Below are 16,190 nucleotides of genomic sequence, written 5' to 3' on the forward strand. Positions count from 1 at the left end.
TTTCGCCTGGTGTGCGACACCTTGGTGAGGCGTCCGTGTGGTGTCTGGTGTCGCTCTACCGTTGGCGTTGGTGACGCCACCGGTCGGCCTGCAGCGCACATCACCGCTGACCTCCACGCCCATCGCAGGGGTGGCCCTGGCCAGCGGCCGGCTTACCCACTCCGCCAGTGTTGCCCTAGGCAAGCGTTACGCCCCACAATTGCACCACTCGGATGGGTTGCCGAGTGATCTCAGCATTGGACGGCCTACTGTTCATCGACCCACAGCGATCATGCAACCACGGAATGCCGGGGTCAGATCCAGTTTGCCGAGAGGGGTGAATGGTTCCCTGACTCAACCGTTCACGACAACCGAGGTGGCGTCATTCGGGTAGGAGCACCTGCACCTGGTCCCGGATCTCCCGCACGACGTCGCCGACCGGTTTGGCGGCGTTGATGGTTGCGGCCATGCTGATGAACATGATCGCGGAGACGATGTGCGCGCGTGCCGCGGCGTCCCGCGGGCTGGTGCGCCCGTCTCGCTGCAGGACGGCGGCGATCGCTTCCTCGGTCTGCACGGTCAGGACGAGTGCGTCGCGGTGGTGGGGTTCGGCGGGGTCGCCGAAGACGATCTCCCGCAGGTAGGTCCGCCCGTTGTCGACCTGTTTGCGGTTGCACTCCACGACGGGGCGCACGATCGCCATCACGGCGTCGAGCGTGTCTGTGATGCCCTCGGCCGCTGACCTACCTCGTTGGAGTGCGTCGGCGTAGGTCGAGTTCTGCACGAGCAGGAGCAGTTCGCCCTTGGACTTGGCGTAGAGGAACAGCGTGCCCGCCCCGATGTCGGCCTTGTCGGCGATCTCCTGGGTGGTGACCTCGTCGACGCCGCGGTCGGCGAAGAGCTCGCTGGCGGCTGCGGTGATGCGGTCGAGCTTGTCCTGCTTGTTCCGCTCGCGCCGACCGGGCGACTTCGATGGCGACTTGGAGGTGACGGGCATGGCTGCCGCCCTTCGTTGCTGAGTGGGCTCGGATCTGCCGGCGCTCATTCTTCCACGGCGGCCGGGAGTGTCATGGTGTGCGGAGCTCTGGGTAGAGCGCCTCGACGGGGCCGCTCAGGGCCGCCTTGATCTGCGCGGTCAGCTCGTCGCCGATGATCTCGTACTCGTCGGCCTCGACGGCGTCGTAGACCTTCGTCACGAGGTCGGGCGGCGCTATCTTGGGCCCGTCGGCATGTGCCGCCATGCGAGTTTCGACGTACCCCATGTGAACCCCGGTCACGTGGACGCCGCGGGGCGCGAGCTCTCGACGAGGATCGACCGCGGGTTGGCGGCCAGGACCGGCGCGAACGCGCGTGCGAGGAAGACTGGACCGAAGAAGTTGATCTCCATGTTTGCCCGGATGTCCGCCTCGGTGACCTCCAGCCGGCTTGCGCTCGGCGGGATCGCGCCCGCGTTGTTGATGAGGGCCGTGACACCAGGCGCGGCAGCCGCGGCGGCGGTGATCGACTCGCCGTCGGTGACGTCGAGGGTGAGAGGGACGACGCGGCCGTCGTCCCAGGTGCGGGGTGCGGGCCGTGGCTAGACCTTCGCGGCGCCGCGGGCGAGAGCCTGGTGCACGAAGTGGGTTCCGATGCCGCCGTTTGCTCCGGTGACCAGGATGACTGCTCCATCGAGGGAGGGCATGTTCATGTTCTTTCTGTTGGTGGATCACCAGCCGCAGGGCAGGGCGTTGCCGTTATCGCTGGTAGTGCGGGAGTTCCTTGCCGTTTTTCACGTAGGTCAGTGCGTCGGTGACGTCGTAGGCGTGGATGGCGGAGGCAAACGAAGCCAACGTGTCTGACAGGCTCGCGATCTCGGGGCCCTTGAAGAAGTCGGCCCGCGCTGCCGGATCCGCGAAGCCCAGGAGGAGGGAGGCGTGGAACCGCTGGTCGGGAGGGTTGTCGTGCGCGACGTTCGGGGTGTCCCAGAGCTTCTCATTCCAGGGCATGAAGACCTGGGTCCTCAGTTCCCTCAGTACGCCCGTGCCGGCGAGCGTGCGGGCGAGCTCGTTGACGTGCTTGCGGAACGTGCCGGTGCGGACTCCGTCTCTTCGCCTCAGGTAGAGCAGGGCCCGGGCAGCGACCTTCTCGCCGGGCCCGGCGACGTCGTACCAGCGCGCCGAGTATGGAGGTCCGGCGTAGAGCAGGGTGCGTCGGAAGACGTTCACCTCGTCCTGGAACGCCAGCCTGGTCTGCTTGCGGCCCAGCAGCGGGGACACGACGGAGCCGAACGTCACCTCGGCGACCCCGTCGATCCTGCGGTCGTCCGGGATCGCGGTCTCGACGCCGCGGGTCGCGGGCCACAGCCCGGGGTTGTGCTCGGCCAGGTGGATCTGGCGGTATTCCTCGAAGCCGGGTGTGGCGGAGATGATCTTGGAGTGGGGACCCTTCCAGTAGTCCATGCCCGTCTGCCGTGGTTGGTCGGTGCGCATCCACAGCGGGATCGATGAGACGAAGGGCTTCTTGGCGTAGGGATACTTCATAGCCATGGTAATTGCCTGCATTCGTTCGGCCGGTTGGTCGGAGCGGTCAGCCGGCCAGGAACTCGACCGCGATCGGAGCGAACTTCTGGTGGAACTGGAAGATGCCGCCGTGCCCGGAGTCCGGGTAGATGATCAGCTTCGAGCCCTTGATGCGGCGGTGCAGGTCCTCGGACAGGACCGAGGGCACCATCCGGTCGTTGTCACCGTTCGCGATCAGGGTGGGCTGCGTGAGCTTCGACAGATCGGCGGGGGCCGATCGCCCGAACTTCTGGATCGCCTTCAGCTGGGTCCGGAATGCGCGCACCTTGATGTCCGCGTCGCGGTCGACGGTGCGCTCCTGCAGGCGCTGAACGAATGCGCGAGCAGCGGGCTTGCCGGTGGCGTTGCGGTTGAAGAACAGGAATTCCTTCGGGTCTTGCCGCGTCAACGTCGCGCGCAGGATGTCCCAGTAGGTGACGCCGACGACCTTGTCGATGTCCTTGCCGCCCCTGGGTCCGGTGCCGGTCAGAACGAGCTTGCGGACGAGCTCGGGGTGCTTGATCACGAGGTCCTGCGCGATCATTCCGCCCAGCGAGAAGGAGAAGATGTCGATCTTGTCGAACCCGAGTGCCTTGATGAAGGTGTAGGCGTCGTCGGCCATCTCCTCGACGCTGCCGGGAACGCTGCCGCTCGAGGCCCCGACGCCGCGGTTGTCGAACGTGATGACGTGGCGCCCGGCGGCGATCGGGTCGACGATCCGCGGGTCCCAGTTGTCCAGGGTCGCGGCCAGGTGCACGAAGAAGACGACGGGGACACCGCCCTTCGGTCCGAGCTCCCGGTAGGCGTAAGTGACGCCGCCGGCGGTGACAGTGCGGGCCGGGGCATGCGCGTATGAGGTGATGACAGGTTCGTTCGAGGTCTCGGTGTTGCTCATGATGCTCTCCTGTTTTCTGGTCCTGCGAATGGTGAGAAGGGCTGTCAGGCCCGGGTGATGACGGCCTTGCCGCGGATGCCGCCCTTGCCGAGCGACTGCACAGCCTCCACGGTCTGGTCGAAGTCGAAGACGCGTCCGACGACGGGACGCAGCACACCGCTGTCGACGAGGGCGGTGATCTGGCGGAGTTGGTCGCCGCTGGCGCGCATGAAGAGGAACTCGTACGTCACGCCGAGCTTCTTCGCCTGCCCGCGGATCTTGCGGCTGAGCGCCGCGATCGCGAGGCGCAGTACCGGGTTCATTCCGGCCTCTGTGGCGAACGCGGGATCGGGCGGTCCGGCGATGCCGATCGCCTTGCCACCAGGACGCAGCACCCGCAGGGACTTCTCGAGATTCGTCCCGCCGACGCTGTCCAGCACCAGGTCGTACCCGTCCAGGAGCTGTCCGAAGTCCTCGTTGCGATAGTCGATGACGCTGTCGGCGCCGAGCGTCCGGACGAAGTCGACGTTGCCCGTGCTGACCGTCGTGGCGACAGTGGCGCCGAGGTACTTGGCGAGTTGGATCGCGACTGTCCCGACGCCACCGGCGCCGGCGTGGATCAGGACCCGCTGGCCCGGCCGAACATTGCCCTTCTCGACCAGCGCCTGCCATGCGGTCAGGGCCACCAGCGGCAGCGAGGCCGCCTCCTCGAAGGTGACCGTCGCCGGCTTGAGCGCCAGATCGGCCTCGGCCACCGCGATGCGCTCCGCGAAGCTCCCGATGCGGTCCTTGTCCGGCCGGGCATACACCTGGTCGCCGACCGCGAAGCCCCGCACCTTGGCGCCGACGCCGACCACGGTCCCGGCGACATCGTTGCCCATGACCTGCGGCAACTCGTACCGCAGGAACGACTTGAACGCCCCCGACCGGATCTTCTCGTCCAGCAGGTTGAGCCCGGCGGCCCGGACCTGGACGAGCACGTCACGCTCTCCGACCACGGGCTCGGGGACATCCGCTTCCTGCAGAGGCCCCTTGTACTTGCTGACGACAAACGCTCGCACGGTGACTTCCTTCCTGGTCTGACGCTGCTCTGTTGGCTTGCTCAGGTCTCGTCCAGCACAGCAAAACCGAGCATACTCAATAATGAGCCTGCTCATAAATCTTGTCAAGGACTACCGGCACATGGGCTCGCCGCGAGAGGGCTGAGCGCGCCAGGTCGTGCGGGATCGCCGCCGCAGCCGACAGTCGAGCGGCGCGGCGAGAGCGGACGCGATGGCGCTTGGGCATCCTCCGGAACAGGCTGTGACTGGCCTCAGTTATGAGTACGGTCACTAATTGGAAGGTCCGAAGATCCTTCCTTCCCCTTGCCGAAACGGCATCTGAACCTCAGGAGCCCGTGATGACAGCAGCTCAGCAGGTCGCGCTCGTAACAGGCGCTTCCTCAGGTATCGGCAAGGCGACGGCGATCGCACTCGCTACCGCGGGTTTCCAGGTGATCGGACCCGGACGCAACACCGCGCGATCCACCGCGCCCGGCTTGGACGTCCGGAAGCTTCGCGGTGAAGTCCTTGCCGTTGCGGGACCACAATCGCACCTCTCCGGACCGGCACACGGCCCCGACCCGGCTAGTTGACTGAACTCTTCGGTGCGCCGATTGGCGGCGCGGGTGCGTGACTGGAGAGAGTGTGCCGGTGGTTGGTGAAGTGGGCCGGGTGTCGGAGTTCGGGACGGGGTTGCGGTGGCGGGTGCTGTTCCCGGAGTTCGAGCACGGCGCGGCTTCTGGTTTCCTTCGGGATCTGGCCGCGTCGGATTGCTCTGTGGGGACGCTGCGCAGCTATGCGTTCGACCTGCTGCGCTGGTTTCGGTTCCTGCACGGCCGCTGGACGCCGTGGGAGCGGCCGGAGCGAGTCGATGTGCGGGAGTTCGTGGAGTGGCTGCGTGAGACGCCGGTTCCTCAGCGGCAGCGTCGGCGCCCGTCTGCGCCGACGCCGGGGTCGGTGAACCCGCTCACGGGTAAGGCGTCACTGGGAACGACGTACGCCGCCAGGACGATCAACCATCAGCTGAGTGTCTTGTTCGGGTTCTACGAGTGGGCGTGCGCGGCCGACCTGGGACCGCTGGTCAACCCTGTCCCAGCCCAGCGAACACGGTCTCCTGGCAGGGGTGCCGCGCACCACAACCCGATGGAGGACTTCGTCATTCACCGGCGGGCGACATATCGGCAGAAGGCACCGCGGCCGACGTGGCGGGCGATTCCTGATGATGCCGCGGACACGTTGTTCGGGGCGCTGCGCAGCAACCGGGACCGGGCTCTGGTGTCGTTTTGGCTGTCGAGTGGGGTCCGGGCCAGCGAGCTGCTGGGACTGCGCCACGGCGGCGACCTGGATGCAGGCGCGAACACGATCACTGTGGTCAGCAAGGGAAGCCGCTTACGGGAGACGGTCCCTGCGAGCGTGGATTCGTTCGTGTGGCTGGCGCTGTATCTGCAGGAGGGGCCGCCGGCTGAACCGGGCGGCCCGGTGTGGTGGACCCGCCAAGGCACACCACGACCGTTGACCTACCACACCGCGAGAGCAGTGCTGCAACGCGCCAACGCGGCGTTGGGCACGAACTGGACGCTGCACGATCTACGGCACACTGCGGCGTCCCGGCTGCTGGCGGACCCGGCGTTCACGCTGTTCGACGTCCAGACGATCCTTCGGCACGCCAGCGTGTCGACCACCCAGATCTACACCCAGCCTCGGCTGGAGGACCTGGTCGCCAAGGTCCTCGAGCACCATGCCCGGCCGCGGCCGGCTGGACCGGTGATCGAGCCTGCCTACGACGAGTCCATGGTCCGGGAGCTACTGGGGCTTCCCGCATGACCGACGTATCAATCGACGCCGATCAACTTCCGGCCGACCCGCGATCGGCTGCGCGGATTCAGGCGGCGCAGACTCGGGCGGCATCCGGTCCGACGACGAAGCCGTTGTCGCCTCCGACCGCGGTGGCGCCAGATGCCTTGTTCGGGCAGCGTGGCCGAATCTTACTCCGGCATGCCTACGACCTGGGGTCCGCAGCCCCGGTTCTGCTACCGGGCGCACCTGGTGAGGTGGTCCAGTGGCTCGGCGTGGATGACGCGATCAGCTTCACCCTGGACCGGGCGCTCGAGGTGTTCCCCAGCCGCAAGCCGACGTCGACCGGCGTGCGGCGGGTCCTGCGGTGGCTGGACAGGTTCGAGGGCGACACCTGGGAGCAGCGGTGGCTGGCCAGCGGCGCCGACCTGGCACCTCGAACGTGGCGGTCGTCGGTCACGCCACGCACGCCGGAGCCGTCGGCGGCTCAAGGCGTGAACGCGCTGCTGGCTGCGCGCGTGCTGCGTCCCTCCTACGGCTGGCAGCTGGCTTCCAAGGCCGGCGCTCACCTTCCGCAGCGTCTGCTGACTGTCAACGAGGCGGAGCAGCTGGAGCAGCTGCGGGCGCTGCCGGCCTACCGGTCGGCGCTGCTGCGGCACCAGTACGACGCCGAGGCCTGCCTGTCGCGGGTGCTCATCCGGACCGGGAAACGCCTCGATCAGCTCCAAGGTGAGGATCTGCTGTTCTACGCCGACGTGGTGCGCACCTCGGGCCGGAACCGGCGCGAGCATCTGGCCTGGGAGCTGTTGGTCGCGCTTGGCCCGTTCGCGGGAGAACCCGCCACCCTGCGAGCCGCGTGGTCGGCCAAGGGCAACACCCGCCAGCACTCGGTCGAGACCCTCGTCGACCGCTACGGCATCCCGGTCGGCGGGGTGCGCCACCTGCTGGTCGACTACCTGCGCGAGCTCAAACCGTCGATGGACTACGGCAGCCTGGAGGGCTGGGCGTACCGGCTAGTGCGGTTGTTCTGGTGGGAGGTCCTGCAGATCAACCCCGCACAGGACGATCTGCGGCTGGCACCCGAGGTCGCGGCTGAGTGGCGCGAACGACTGTCGATGACCACCGACGGCCAACCGCGCCGCGAGATCCACTCCATCCTGTTCGCCGTCCGAGGCATGTATCGGGACCTAGCGGAGTGGTCACACGACGAACCCGGACGGTGGGGGCCGTGGGTCGCGCCGTGTCCGGTGTCACGGCACGAGTCGAAGAACGCCTCGAAGGCGAAGAGGCATCAGCAGTCGCGGATGCAGAACCGCACCCGGGCACTGACACCGCTCCTGCCGGCGCTGATCGCCGAAGCAGTGCGCCGCCGAGACTGGTCGACCCGGCTGCTGACCGCCGCACAGCAGGCGAGTCACGGACAGCGGTTCGTCGTCGACGGCTCAGAGTTCGAACTGCACCAGCCGCCTCCACGCCACTACGAGCGGGACCGGCCCAGCCTGCTGCGAGCCCGGATCGTCACCGCAGCTCCGGACCTGCCACTGATCCGGGTCAACCGGCACGGCCTGATCGACATCACCGCCGCCGAATCCGACGGGTTCTGGGCGTGGGCGATCATCGAAACACTGCGCCACACCGGGATCCGGGTCGAGGAGATGCTCGAGCTCACCCAGCTGTCCCTACGCCACTACACGGCGGCCTCCACGGGCACGCTCGTCCCGTTGCTGCACATCGTGCCCAGCAAGACCGATATCGAGCGGCTGATACCGATGACGCCGGAACTGGTGACGGTGCTTGTCGCGGTCCAGCGCCGCGCCAAGGACACCAGCGGCCGGATCCCCCTGTCAGTGCGCTACGACCCCCACGAGAAGGTCCACGGCGAGCCGTTTCCGCACCTGTTCGTCCGCCGGATCGGCACCCGCAACGAGGTCATCTCACCGTCGGTAGCCCGCCGACTCATCATCGACGTCGCGACCTCCGCAGGACTGCGCGACGCCGGCGAGCCGATCCACTTCACACCGCACGACTTCCGGCGACTGTTCACCACCGAGATGGTCTCCACCGGTCTACCACTGCACATCGCCGCGACCCTGCTCGGGCACCTCAACCTCGACACCACCCGTGGCTACACCGCAGTCTTCCCCGAACAGGTCATCGCCGCCCACCAGCACTTCATCGAACGCCGCCGCGCCACCCGCCCAAGCGGCGAACTGCGGACCGCGACCGGTGAAGAGTGGGCCGAATTCGAGAACCACTTCCTGCTCCGCAAGGTCGCCCTCGGCGACTGCCACCGCCCCTATGGCACACCCTGCGTCCACGAACACGCCTGCGTGAAAGCCGATTCCTTCGCGTCGACCCCGTCCAACTGCCGCGAATCGAGGAGATGACGGCCAACGCGACCGAGCGGCTCGCCGAGGCCCAAGAGCGAGCTTGGCTTGGTGAAGTGGCGGCGTTGGAAGACTCGTTGAAGCATCCGCGTCAGCGCCGCGCCGAGGCCGACCAGCAGCTCAGTGCCGCATCGGAACCCAAACCGACCTTGAGCGGCTGATTCAATCCAGAGCCAAGGGGTGCCACTGGACGGCAGCGTGTGCTGGACCGGCTTCATCCGGGTCGGTCCGATGGCGTCGTGCTGGGAGTCAGCCCCAGCGCCCGCTCGTGCGCCGTGACCATGAACTCCTCGACCACCCGACGGCCCGCGGATCAAGGCGTTCGAGGCGAGCCTCTGCGTTGAGCTGGTTGTAGCGTAGGGAGTGGTAGGCACGCACCGGCTCCGTCAATTGTTCGCGGCTGCACCGCGCACTCGCGGGATGAGGGGCGTGGGCTGCCGACACGTAGCGCGGCGAGATGGGTCTAACTGGCGAGGTGGGCTAACTATGGACAAGCTCGACATGCCCGGCGCGAGGCCAGATCGCGACTCAGACGGTGGATTGCTGCCAGACCCGGCTGAGACGGCTGGGCGAGCGTTGGGGAATTGGATCGCTGATCATCCCGACGACAGCGCTTCCGGCGGCGTTCGAGTGCTGAAGGACCGTAAGACAGTCCTGGTTTATTGGAAGGGCGCCGTCCCGGACGGTTTGCAGAGCCTGGCCGCTGGCCAACCAGTGCCGGTGACCTTCAAGCCAGCTCCGTACTCGCGCGCCGAGCTGACCGCGGCAGTGACCGAGGTGATGGTCAACAACCCCGACACAGTGTCCGCCGCCGGAAGCACTCCCGACTACACCGGCATCAGCGTCGTGCTGAGCGCCAAGGCGCCAGCGAACGCCCTCGCAGAGGTCCAAGCGAAAGCGACCAGCAGCATCCCAATCGTCCTCCGGAAGGTCGGCGACCCCAAACCCCTGATCGGCGCACACCGCTGACTGGATCCGCACCGTCAGCCAACGGCTGCCCGATCTTTGCACGATGCGGAGATTCGCAGCCGTTCTTCGGCGGCAGCCTGATGCGTATGCAAGGTGTGTCGGGCTCGGCCTGCTCGACCGGCGCATCCCTCTATGCCGGCACCTACAGCTACATGTCGAGCATGTGGCACTGCCACATGGAATACGGCAACGGCACGTGGGTCGGATACGACAGCAGCAAGACCATTGGGATCGTGAAGGTCAGCGCTGGGCATCTCAATGAGTCTCGTGACTTCATGATCATCACAACACCTTCGAACGCGGGGCGGATCTGGTTCGGGGACTGGAAAACAACGACTTCGATACCGGTGAGGGGGATGGAGAGGCCCTATGCGGGAACCGGCCCGGTGACATATAGCTGCGGCGCCTCCGGAAGTGGCCATTACCAGTACGTTCTCCTTGACAACGAGCAATGGCGAGTCCGCGGTCGCGTGGTGGGACCAGGTTTCTACACCGAGCAGTACCCCCAGAATCCGCCAATTGGCTATGTTCAGCCGGGCGACTCCGGCAGCCCGATTGTCCGCGGCGGTTCGAGCTACTACCTGGTGCAGGGTTTCTTGTCGGCTGGCGGGCTCGGCAACTCGCCATACTGCGCGCCCGGTCGGCACCCCGGATTCGACGGAGACCCAATCGATGGGTGCTACACAGAATACTGGGCCGTTTACGCAGACGCCGCCATCAGCAGCTTTGGTGGCCTACGCCTCAAGACGGATGCTCCGTGAAGCGGTCAAGGCACGGTTGAGCTTATCTTGATACGGATCAACTCGGCGCCGGTGGTGAACGGTCTCCTGGGTTCCCGCGTGTCGGCTGGAAAGGTTCAGTGAATGAACCCGTCCCACTTCAATTCGTAGCGGGCACCACCTGGCATGCCGTGCTCGCCAGGAAGTTGTTCGACGGCGCGAGCCAACTGAAGCCCGACGGGGCCCAGCAGATCCGGTCTTACCGCAGGCCCACTTGGTGCAGCCTGGAGACGGCTACGGCACGCATCTCACAAGCTGAGAGTGGGGTTACAAGCCGGGGTCGCAGGGCACTGCGTCGGGCAGGTTGGCCGCTGGGCTCGAGGCCGCTGGCTGACTAGGTCGCACGCGTTGAGAAAGCAGCGCGCGCGACCACCTATTCTCCGATCGCAGCCTGCAAGAGCAGTGTCGACAGAGGATTCACGGCTGCACTGGTACGTAGGATTGCTACCGCGAACGTCCGGGAACCGGTTGTTGCAACCTGTCTGCGCGAGGAGAAGACGGATGACCGACCGAGCCGGCGATTTCGGTGAGCTGGCCATGAATCTGCATAACCAGAGCGACGTTCTGGGCGCAGTGGACAGCGTCCTGCAATTCGCGGTCGAAGTACTGCACTACGACCACGCCTCAGTGCTACTGATGCAGCGCAAACACGCACAAACCGTGGCAGCGACCGACGACTTGATCACCACCGCAGACCAACTTCAGATCGACCTCGGCGAAGGGCCAAGCCTGCAGGCCATCGCCGGCCACGAGGACGTGCTGGTCGAGGACACCACCACCGAAACCCGCTGGCCCAAATGGGCGCCAACCGCCGCCGCCAACGGAATCCGCAGCGCGCTGGCGATCCGGCTGTTCACCACGCATTCCACCAGCGGCGTCTTGAACCTGATCTCCTCCGAGTCCTTCGTCTTCAAGGACGGCGACCGCGAAGCTGCCCACTTGCTCGCGCTGCACGCCTCCATCGCGATCTGCTCGGCTCGGATGGAGGCCTCCTTGCACCAGGCCCTCGACTCGCGCAAGGAAGTCGGTCAGGCGGTCGGACGGCTGATGCAGCGCTACGGGCTCGACGCCGTGCACGCATTCGGCGTACTTCAGCGCTACTCCCAGAGCCGCAACCAGCGCCTGCGTGAGGTCGCTCGCCACGTCATCGACACCGGAAACCTCCCCCGCTAGCCCTGCCCCCAGCCAGGACCTCGACGGGTTCAGTGAAGGTTTCACTTCGTAGCAGGAGCCGCCGGGCAGCGCGTGCGGTCCCGGGATCTGCTCGACCTAGCGCGTCAGGCGACCTCGCCCGGACCGACCAGTTCGAGGCGGCATCCGGCTCCTAGTTGGACGCTGCGCCGCTGCATCACGCGGGCCCCGGCGGTACTGCACCGCGCGAACGCGGCGCTGGGCACGAACCGAACCCTGCACGACCTGCGGCACACGGCGGCGGCCGACTGCTGGCGGATCTCGGGACCTGGCGGAGTGGTCTCACGATGAACCAGCCCGGTGGGGACCGTGGTGGTCATCGTCGGCGTACCCGCTCAGATCGGTCAGCGGCGCACCGGATAGCGCAGGTGGAGCACCCGGTTGCCCTGAATCACCTCGTCAGGATCCTCCAACAGGTGTTGCGCGTCGACCGACCCGAAGTAGCGCTTGCCGGACCCGAACACGACGGGTACGACGTCCATGCGCACCTCGTCGACCAGACCCGCGGCAAGCGCCTGGCCACCGACGTCGCCGGCGGCAACCTCGACGATGCGGTCACCCGCAAGCTCCTGCGCCTTGGCCACGGCTGCCTCCACGCCGTCGACGAAGTGAAACGGCGCCTCGGGGTCCCAGCCCTCGGGCTTCGGCCGGTGCGTCACGACGACCGCATGGTCGACCCCGCCCGGAGGCTTCCCGTCCCAGCCGTCCGTCAGGTCGAAGACGTGCCGGCCGGCGATTGTCGCCCCGATCTGGTCCCAGTACGCCCGGGTGTAGTCGTAGGACACCTGCGACACCTTGAGCACGCCGCTGTCGTCCAACGGGACGTCACCGCTGGTCAACCAGTCGAACAGCGGTCCGGGCTGATCTTTCTCGTCCGCGACGAAGCCGTCCACCGACACCGTGGCGTACATGACCACCTTGCCCACGGGACTCTCCTCTGCTTTGGGGTGCCCCCAAATTAGCGCGTCGTGAGCTGTCGCTCTTGTAAGAAATCAATCGGCCGGCAGCGGCCAGCCGTCCAGCACGTGGCCGGGATGTTCGCGCAGGAACCGCCGCCGGACTTCGACGTACCGGGTCGGCGTGAGCCCGGTGAACGCCCGGAACTCGTGGCCGAAGTGGGCCTGGTCGAAGTAGCCTGCGCCACCGGCGAGGTCGCCCCAGTCGATCGGTCCGGCGGGGTCGATCGCGAGCACGGTGGCGGTGAAGCGGTAGCTGCGGGCCAGCCGCTTCGGCGTGACGCCGATGAGCTCCTTGAACCGCTGTGCCAGGTGAGTGCTGCTGACACCGGCTGCCACGCTCAGGTCGCCGATCGCCACCGCCCCGCTGGTCGCCGCGACGACGCTGCTCGTATGGCGGACCAGCCCCAGGCCGGCGGTCTCGCACAGCCGTCGCATCAGCTCTTCCTCGAGCAGAGTCAGCATCTCGTGCGGTCCGGGCGCCGTGGCCAGCCGGTCTCGCAACTCAGCAATGGCGGGCCGGCCCCAAACCTGCTCTACCGTCACCGGCCGGTCACACAGCTCGGCCGCGGGCATCGGCAGGAACGGCGCCAGCCCCCACGCCTTGAAGTGCACGCCGACGGACCGGGTCCGGGGTGGGTAGCCGAACTCCCACGCGCGGGTGGGCATGGTGACCACGCAGCCGTCCGCGTACTCGGCCGTCTCGATGTCGGTGCCGGCGCGGACGTGGAACGGCGCCCCGAGGTTGACGATGAGCAACGCCGACGGCGCCGCCGGCAGCGTCAGCAGGGCGTACGGCGGCGCACCCTCCAGGTAGTAAAGGTCGTCGATCAGCCCGTCCAGCGGAGGTCGCGGCACTCTGGACACGTACTCCATGCCAACAGCATCGCCGACGCTCCGCCGGCAGCGCACGCCGGGATGGTCGAGCCGGGCGGGCCCGTGCTATTGGTGGCGGCGGGCGAGGTGGGCATGGATCTCGGCGTTGAGTTCCACGGTTTCGGGGAGTACCTGGAGGATTCGGCGGAAGACCTGGTCTCGGTCGGCGGGCTGCAGCATCACGTACGCCGAGACCGTCGACAGCTGTCCGATGTAGTCGTGGGCGCTCATCGTCAAGCGCCGTTCGATCACCGACTGCCGGACATCGGTGAACCACTCGGCCTGCTGGAGCTCCGTGCCGGGCCATTGCATCGGGCGATCCGCGGGTGTGCCGTCAGGCGACGGGATGCCGTCGTTCTCAAGGTACGGCGCACGTGCCGCGCGCACGGCCTCCTGGAGGTCCGGGTCAGCCAGTTGGATCGGTGCACCGAACGACGCGAACACGCCACCCGGTTGGACGAGTGCGGCCATCCGGGCCCAACGGCCTTCAGGGCTGGTCCAATGAAGCGCGGCAGCCGAATACACCAGCTCGTACGACGAATCCAGCGGCAAGTCCTCGAAGGCGGCTTGCACGGTCGTGACGTTTGCCGGCAGGTGTTTGCGCATCTCCGCGAGCATGGCCGCGTCAGGCTCGGTCGCCGTGACCGCGATCCCTGCCTGCGCGAACAGACGGGTGGCCTTGCCTGTCCCGGCGCCGATCTCGAGGGCGGTCCGGATCGGCGCACCGGCGTACGCCATCACCAGCTCGAGGAGTTCCACGGGATACCCGGGACGGAACCGTTCGTACGCCTCCGCCACCACTCCGAAGCTCAACGCACGCGCAACCATGACGGCATCCTGGCACCATCCACGCCCCAGCGCCTGCCATTTCCCCGCCGAAGAGCGGATGCGGTGAGGGCCGCTCTGGGCGCTTCGACGCCGCTCGCGAGCCAGGTCGATACGGCAGCTCGCTCTAGGCTGGCGGTGTGAGCCTCGACATTCCCGACCAGGTCCGCAAGACCGTCATGGCCGACGGGAACGAATCCTGGCTGGACGAGCTGCCAGTTGTGGTCGAATCGCTGGCCCAGGAGTGGTCTCTGATGATCGGGCGCAGCTTCGCGGGCGGTCACGCCGCCCTGGCCGTCGAGGTGACGCTGGTCGACGGAACTCCGGCGGTCCTCAAGATCGGTGTGCCAGGTCGGGACGTCAGGCAGGAGGCCATGGCACTGCGCCTGGCGAACGGAGGCGGATGCGCCAAGCTGTTACGCGAAGACCTGAGTCGACAGGCGCTTCTGCTGGAGCGCCTAGGCGCTCCGATGTACGACATCGTGGCCGACCCTGCAAGCCGCCACAACTTACTGTCCGAAGTGGCGGTTCGCCTGTGGCGTCCGATCGGTCCCGACATTGACCTTCCAACCGGCGCGAACCTGGCTGAGCAGTACGCCGATCGGCTGCCAAAACTCTGGGAGCAGGCGGGGCGACCGTGTTCGCCGGCCACCGTGGCGGACGCGCTGGACTGCATGAACCGTCGTCGCCTCGCCCACGACGATCGGTCCGCGGTTCTGGTCCACGGTGACATCCACGAGATGAACGCCCTGCAGGCGAGTGACGGCAGCTACAAGCTCATCGATCCAGCCGGGCTGCGGGCCGAACCGGCGTGCGATCTCGGCACCATCGTGCGCTGCAACCCGGACCTCGGCGATGACCTCAGGGCGCGGACCAAGCAGCTCGCTTCGCGCACGGGCGTGGATGCCACCGCCATCTGGGAATGGGGCACCATCCACCGAGTCGTCAGCGGCGTCTACGCCTGCAGCATTGGCTTTCAGCCCTTCGGCGATCTGCTGCTGGCCGAAGCGGACCGCCTCACGGCGTAGTCGCCGGATCGTGCAGCAGTCCGAACCTTCGCGAACCACCGCCGTCTCGACTGGTATCCGCGTCTATCGGGTGAGGGCGAGGAATGGCGAGCCCCGGCTTGTCGCAGCGAACAGCTCAACGCCTCGTCTCGTACCTGGTCAGGATCACGCCGCCGGGAAACGTCCGCGTCTCCACCAGGTTCAGGTTCACCCAGCTGTCCAGCGCGGTGAAGAACGGTCTGCCGCCGCCCACCAGCACCGGATGGGTGACGATCTCGTACTCGTCGACCAGTCCGGCCCGCATGGCCGCGCCGGCGAGCGTGGCGCCACCGACCCTCATCGGCTCGCCGTCGTCGGCCTTGAGCCGGGTGATCTCCGGTACGGCGTCGCCGGTGACCAGCCGGGTGTTCCAGTCGACCTTGTCGATCGTCGAGGAGAACACCACCTTCGGCGTGTCCCGCCAGTTCCGCGCGAACTCGATCTGCGCCGGGGTGGCGTCGGGCTGCTGGTCGCCGGTCGGCCAGTGGGAACTCATCATCTCCCACAGCTTGCGCCCGTACATCAACAGCCCGATCGCCAACTCCTCGTCGAGCCACCACTGAAACAGCTCGTCGCTCGGCGCGCTCCAGCCGATGTCGTCCCCGGGCGCGGCGATGTAGCCGTCCAGGGACAGGTTCATGCCGTAGATCAGTTTCCGCATGGCGCCATGCCTTTCAGTCAGTCCGGCGGCCTTTCTCCGGCCGCCCGTCACCCCTACTACGAACGCCTCACTCCGGATCCGACAAGTCATCGGCAGAAATTCTCACGAGGCTTCTCCGTCGGCGCCTGTACGGCAGTGGCACTTGCTGACTAGAGGACGACTCCAGTCGCGCGTTCCCGCAGGCCAGAGCAACTCTTGGGACGAGATGAGCGGAGGATGTGGTGTTGTGGTTCAACACATCCCGGACGGGTGTCTCACGACATGCCGGACTGATGT

Annotated in this window: 18 protein-coding genes; 8 read left to right on the plus strand and 10 right to left on the minus strand. The window is 67.0% G+C overall.

Annotated features, from left to right (window positions below; all coding sequences use genetic code 11):
- Positions 1-361 precede the first annotated feature (361 nt).
- The 6 genes from ACWCOV_RS08620 to ACWCOV_RS08645 form a co-directional block, all read right to left on the minus strand.
- Positions 362-976 carry a TetR/AcrR family transcriptional regulator gene (locus ACWCOV_RS08620; RefSeq protein WP_449828604.1) on the minus strand — a complete coding sequence of 205 codons (615 nt, stop codon included), beginning with the start codon at positions 974-976 and terminating at the stop codon, positions 362-364.
- Positions 977-1,046: 70 nt separating this feature from the next.
- Positions 1,047-1,220 carry a hypothetical protein gene (locus ACWCOV_RS08625; protein WP_449828605.1) on the minus strand — a complete coding sequence of 58 codons (174 nt, stop codon included), beginning with the start codon at positions 1,218-1,220 and terminating at the stop codon, positions 1,047-1,049.
- Between the two features lie 32 nt (positions 1,221-1,252).
- The gene (locus ACWCOV_RS08630; RefSeq protein ID WP_449828626.1) at positions 1,253-1,480 is read right to left on the minus strand and encodes an SDR family NAD(P)-dependent oxidoreductase; all 228 of its coding nucleotides are present in this window, start codon (positions 1,478-1,480) and stop codon (positions 1,253-1,255) included.
- A 232-nt stretch (positions 1,481-1,712) separates the two neighbouring features.
- A complete protein-coding gene (locus tag ACWCOV_RS08635; protein ID WP_449828606.1) occupies positions 1,713-2,498 on the minus strand; it encodes a hypothetical protein in 786 nt (261 codons plus the stop codon).
- A 46-nt stretch (positions 2,499-2,544) separates the two neighbouring features.
- Positions 2,545-3,411, minus strand: coding sequence for an alpha/beta fold hydrolase (locus tag ACWCOV_RS08640; RefSeq protein WP_449828607.1), 867 nt, complete (start codon positions 3,409-3,411; stop codon positions 2,545-2,547).
- Between the two features lie 44 nt (positions 3,412-3,455).
- On the minus strand, positions 3,456-4,451 hold the full coding sequence (locus ACWCOV_RS08645; protein ID WP_449828608.1) for an NADP-dependent oxidoreductase: 996 nt from the start codon (positions 4,449-4,451) through the stop codon (positions 3,456-3,458).
- 338 nt (positions 4,452-4,789) lie between these two features.
- Here ACWCOV_RS08645 and ACWCOV_RS08650 point away from each other — a divergent pair, with 338 nt between their 5' ends.
- The 7 genes from ACWCOV_RS08650 (at position 4,790) to ACWCOV_RS08680 (ending at position 11,532) form a co-directional block, all read left to right on the plus strand.
- Positions 4,790-5,023 carry an SDR family NAD(P)-dependent oxidoreductase gene (locus ACWCOV_RS08650; RefSeq protein WP_449828609.1) on the plus strand — a complete coding sequence of 78 codons (234 nt, stop codon included), beginning with the start codon at positions 4,790-4,792 and terminating at the stop codon, positions 5,021-5,023.
- A 58-nt stretch (positions 5,024-5,081) separates the two neighbouring features.
- Positions 5,082-6,254 carry a tyrosine-type recombinase/integrase gene (locus ACWCOV_RS08655; protein WP_449828610.1) on the plus strand — a complete coding sequence of 391 codons (1,173 nt, stop codon included), beginning with the start codon at positions 5,082-5,084 and terminating at the stop codon, positions 6,252-6,254.
- Positions 6,251-8,611, plus strand: a complete 2,361-nt coding sequence (locus ACWCOV_RS08660) for a tyrosine-type recombinase/integrase (protein WP_449828611.1) — start codon at positions 6,251-6,253, stop codon at positions 8,609-8,611. The genes ACWCOV_RS08655 and ACWCOV_RS08660 overlap by 4 nt, the downstream gene beginning before the upstream one ends.
- A complete protein-coding gene (locus ACWCOV_RS08665; protein WP_449828612.1) occupies positions 8,608-8,772 on the plus strand; it encodes a hypothetical protein in 165 nt (54 codons plus the stop codon). The genes ACWCOV_RS08660 and ACWCOV_RS08665 overlap by 4 nt, the downstream gene beginning before the upstream one ends.
- 325 nt (positions 8,773-9,097) lie before the next feature.
- Complete coding sequence (locus ACWCOV_RS08670) at positions 9,098-9,580, plus strand: hypothetical protein (protein WP_449828613.1); 483 nt, start codon at positions 9,098-9,100, stop codon at positions 9,578-9,580.
- Between the two features lie 86 nt (positions 9,581-9,666).
- Positions 9,667-10,341, plus strand: a complete 675-nt coding sequence (locus ACWCOV_RS08675) for a hypothetical protein (protein WP_449828614.1) — start codon at positions 9,667-9,669, stop codon at positions 10,339-10,341.
- Between the two features lie 519 nt (positions 10,342-10,860).
- Positions 10,861-11,532: an ANTAR domain-containing protein gene (locus ACWCOV_RS08680; RefSeq protein WP_449828615.1), complete on the plus strand. Its 672-nt coding sequence runs from the start codon at positions 10,861-10,863 to the stop codon at positions 11,530-11,532.
- A gap of 362 nt (positions 11,533-11,894) precedes the next feature.
- Here the strand turns inward: ACWCOV_RS08680 and ACWCOV_RS08685 are convergent, their stop codons facing one another.
- From ACWCOV_RS08685 to ACWCOV_RS08695, 3 genes are all read right to left on the minus strand, one after another.
- Positions 11,895-12,476, minus strand: coding sequence for a dihydrofolate reductase family protein (locus tag ACWCOV_RS08685; RefSeq protein WP_449828616.1), 582 nt, complete (start codon positions 12,474-12,476; stop codon positions 11,895-11,897).
- Between the two features lie 66 nt (positions 12,477-12,542).
- The gene (locus tag ACWCOV_RS08690) at positions 12,543-13,382 is read right to left on the minus strand and encodes a helix-turn-helix domain-containing protein (protein WP_449828617.1); all 840 of its coding nucleotides are present in this window, start codon (positions 13,380-13,382) and stop codon (positions 12,543-12,545) included.
- A 66-nt stretch (positions 13,383-13,448) separates the two neighbouring features.
- On the minus strand, positions 13,449-14,210 hold the full coding sequence (locus ACWCOV_RS08695; RefSeq protein ID WP_449828618.1) for a class I SAM-dependent methyltransferase: 762 nt from the start codon (positions 14,208-14,210) through the stop codon (positions 13,449-13,451).
- 137 nt (positions 14,211-14,347) lie between these two features.
- Here ACWCOV_RS08695 and ACWCOV_RS08700 point away from each other — a divergent pair, with 137 nt between their 5' ends.
- The gene (locus ACWCOV_RS08700) at positions 14,348-15,235 is read left to right on the plus strand and encodes an aminoglycoside phosphotransferase family protein (protein ID WP_449828619.1); all 888 of its coding nucleotides are present in this window, start codon (positions 14,348-14,350) and stop codon (positions 15,233-15,235) included.
- 115 nt (positions 15,236-15,350) lie between these two features.
- Here the strand turns inward: ACWCOV_RS08700 and ACWCOV_RS08705 are convergent, their stop codons facing one another.
- Positions 15,351-15,914, minus strand: a complete 564-nt coding sequence (locus tag ACWCOV_RS08705) for a dihydrofolate reductase family protein (RefSeq protein WP_449828620.1) — start codon at positions 15,912-15,914, stop codon at positions 15,351-15,353.
- Positions 15,915-16,190: the final 276 nt, after the last annotated feature.

It is taken from the genome of Kribbella sp. NPDC002412 (genome assembly GCF_053592935.1).

Coding starts and splice junctions, on each gene's coding strand:
- ACWCOV_RS08650 (WP_449828609.1), top strand. CDS start 4,790: ATGACAGCAGCTCAGCAGGTCGCGCTCGTAACAGGCGCTTCCTCAGGT.
- ACWCOV_RS08660 (WP_449828611.1), top strand. CDS start 6,251: ATGACCGACGTATCAATCGACGCCGATCAACTTCCGGCCGACCCGCGA.
- ACWCOV_RS08620 (WP_449828604.1), bottom strand. CDS start 976: ATGCCCGTCACCTCCAAGTCGCCATCGAAGTCGCCCGGTCGGCGCGAG.
- ACWCOV_RS08705 (WP_449828620.1), bottom strand. CDS start 15,914: ATGCGGAAACTGATCTACGGCATGAACCTGTCCCTGGACGGCTACATC.
- ACWCOV_RS08635 (WP_449828606.1), bottom strand. CDS start 2,498: ATGAAGTATCCCTACGCCAAGAAGCCCTTCGTCTCATCGATCCCGCTG.
- ACWCOV_RS08675 (WP_449828614.1), top strand. CDS start 9,667: ATGCAAGGTGTGTCGGGCTCGGCCTGCTCGACCGGCGCATCCCTCTAT.
- ACWCOV_RS08695 (WP_449828618.1), bottom strand. CDS start 14,210: ATGGTTGCGCGTGCGTTGAGCTTCGGAGTGGTGGCGGAGGCGTACGAA.
- ACWCOV_RS08640 (WP_449828607.1), bottom strand. CDS start 3,411: ATGAGCAACACCGAGACCTCGAACGAACCTGTCATCACCTCATACGCG.
- ACWCOV_RS08690 (WP_449828617.1), bottom strand. CDS start 13,382: ATGGAGTACGTGTCCAGAGTGCCGCGACCTCCGCTGGACGGGCTGATC.
- ACWCOV_RS08670 (WP_449828613.1), top strand. CDS start 9,098: ATGGACAAGCTCGACATGCCCGGCGCGAGGCCAGATCGCGACTCAGAC.
- ACWCOV_RS08665 (WP_449828612.1), top strand. CDS start 8,608: ATGACGGCCAACGCGACCGAGCGGCTCGCCGAGGCCCAAGAGCGAGCT.
- ACWCOV_RS08625 (WP_449828605.1), bottom strand. CDS start 1,220: ATGGCGGCACATGCCGACGGGCCCAAGATAGCGCCGCCCGACCTCGTG.
- ACWCOV_RS08680 (WP_449828615.1), top strand. CDS start 10,861: ATGACCGACCGAGCCGGCGATTTCGGTGAGCTGGCCATGAATCTGCAT.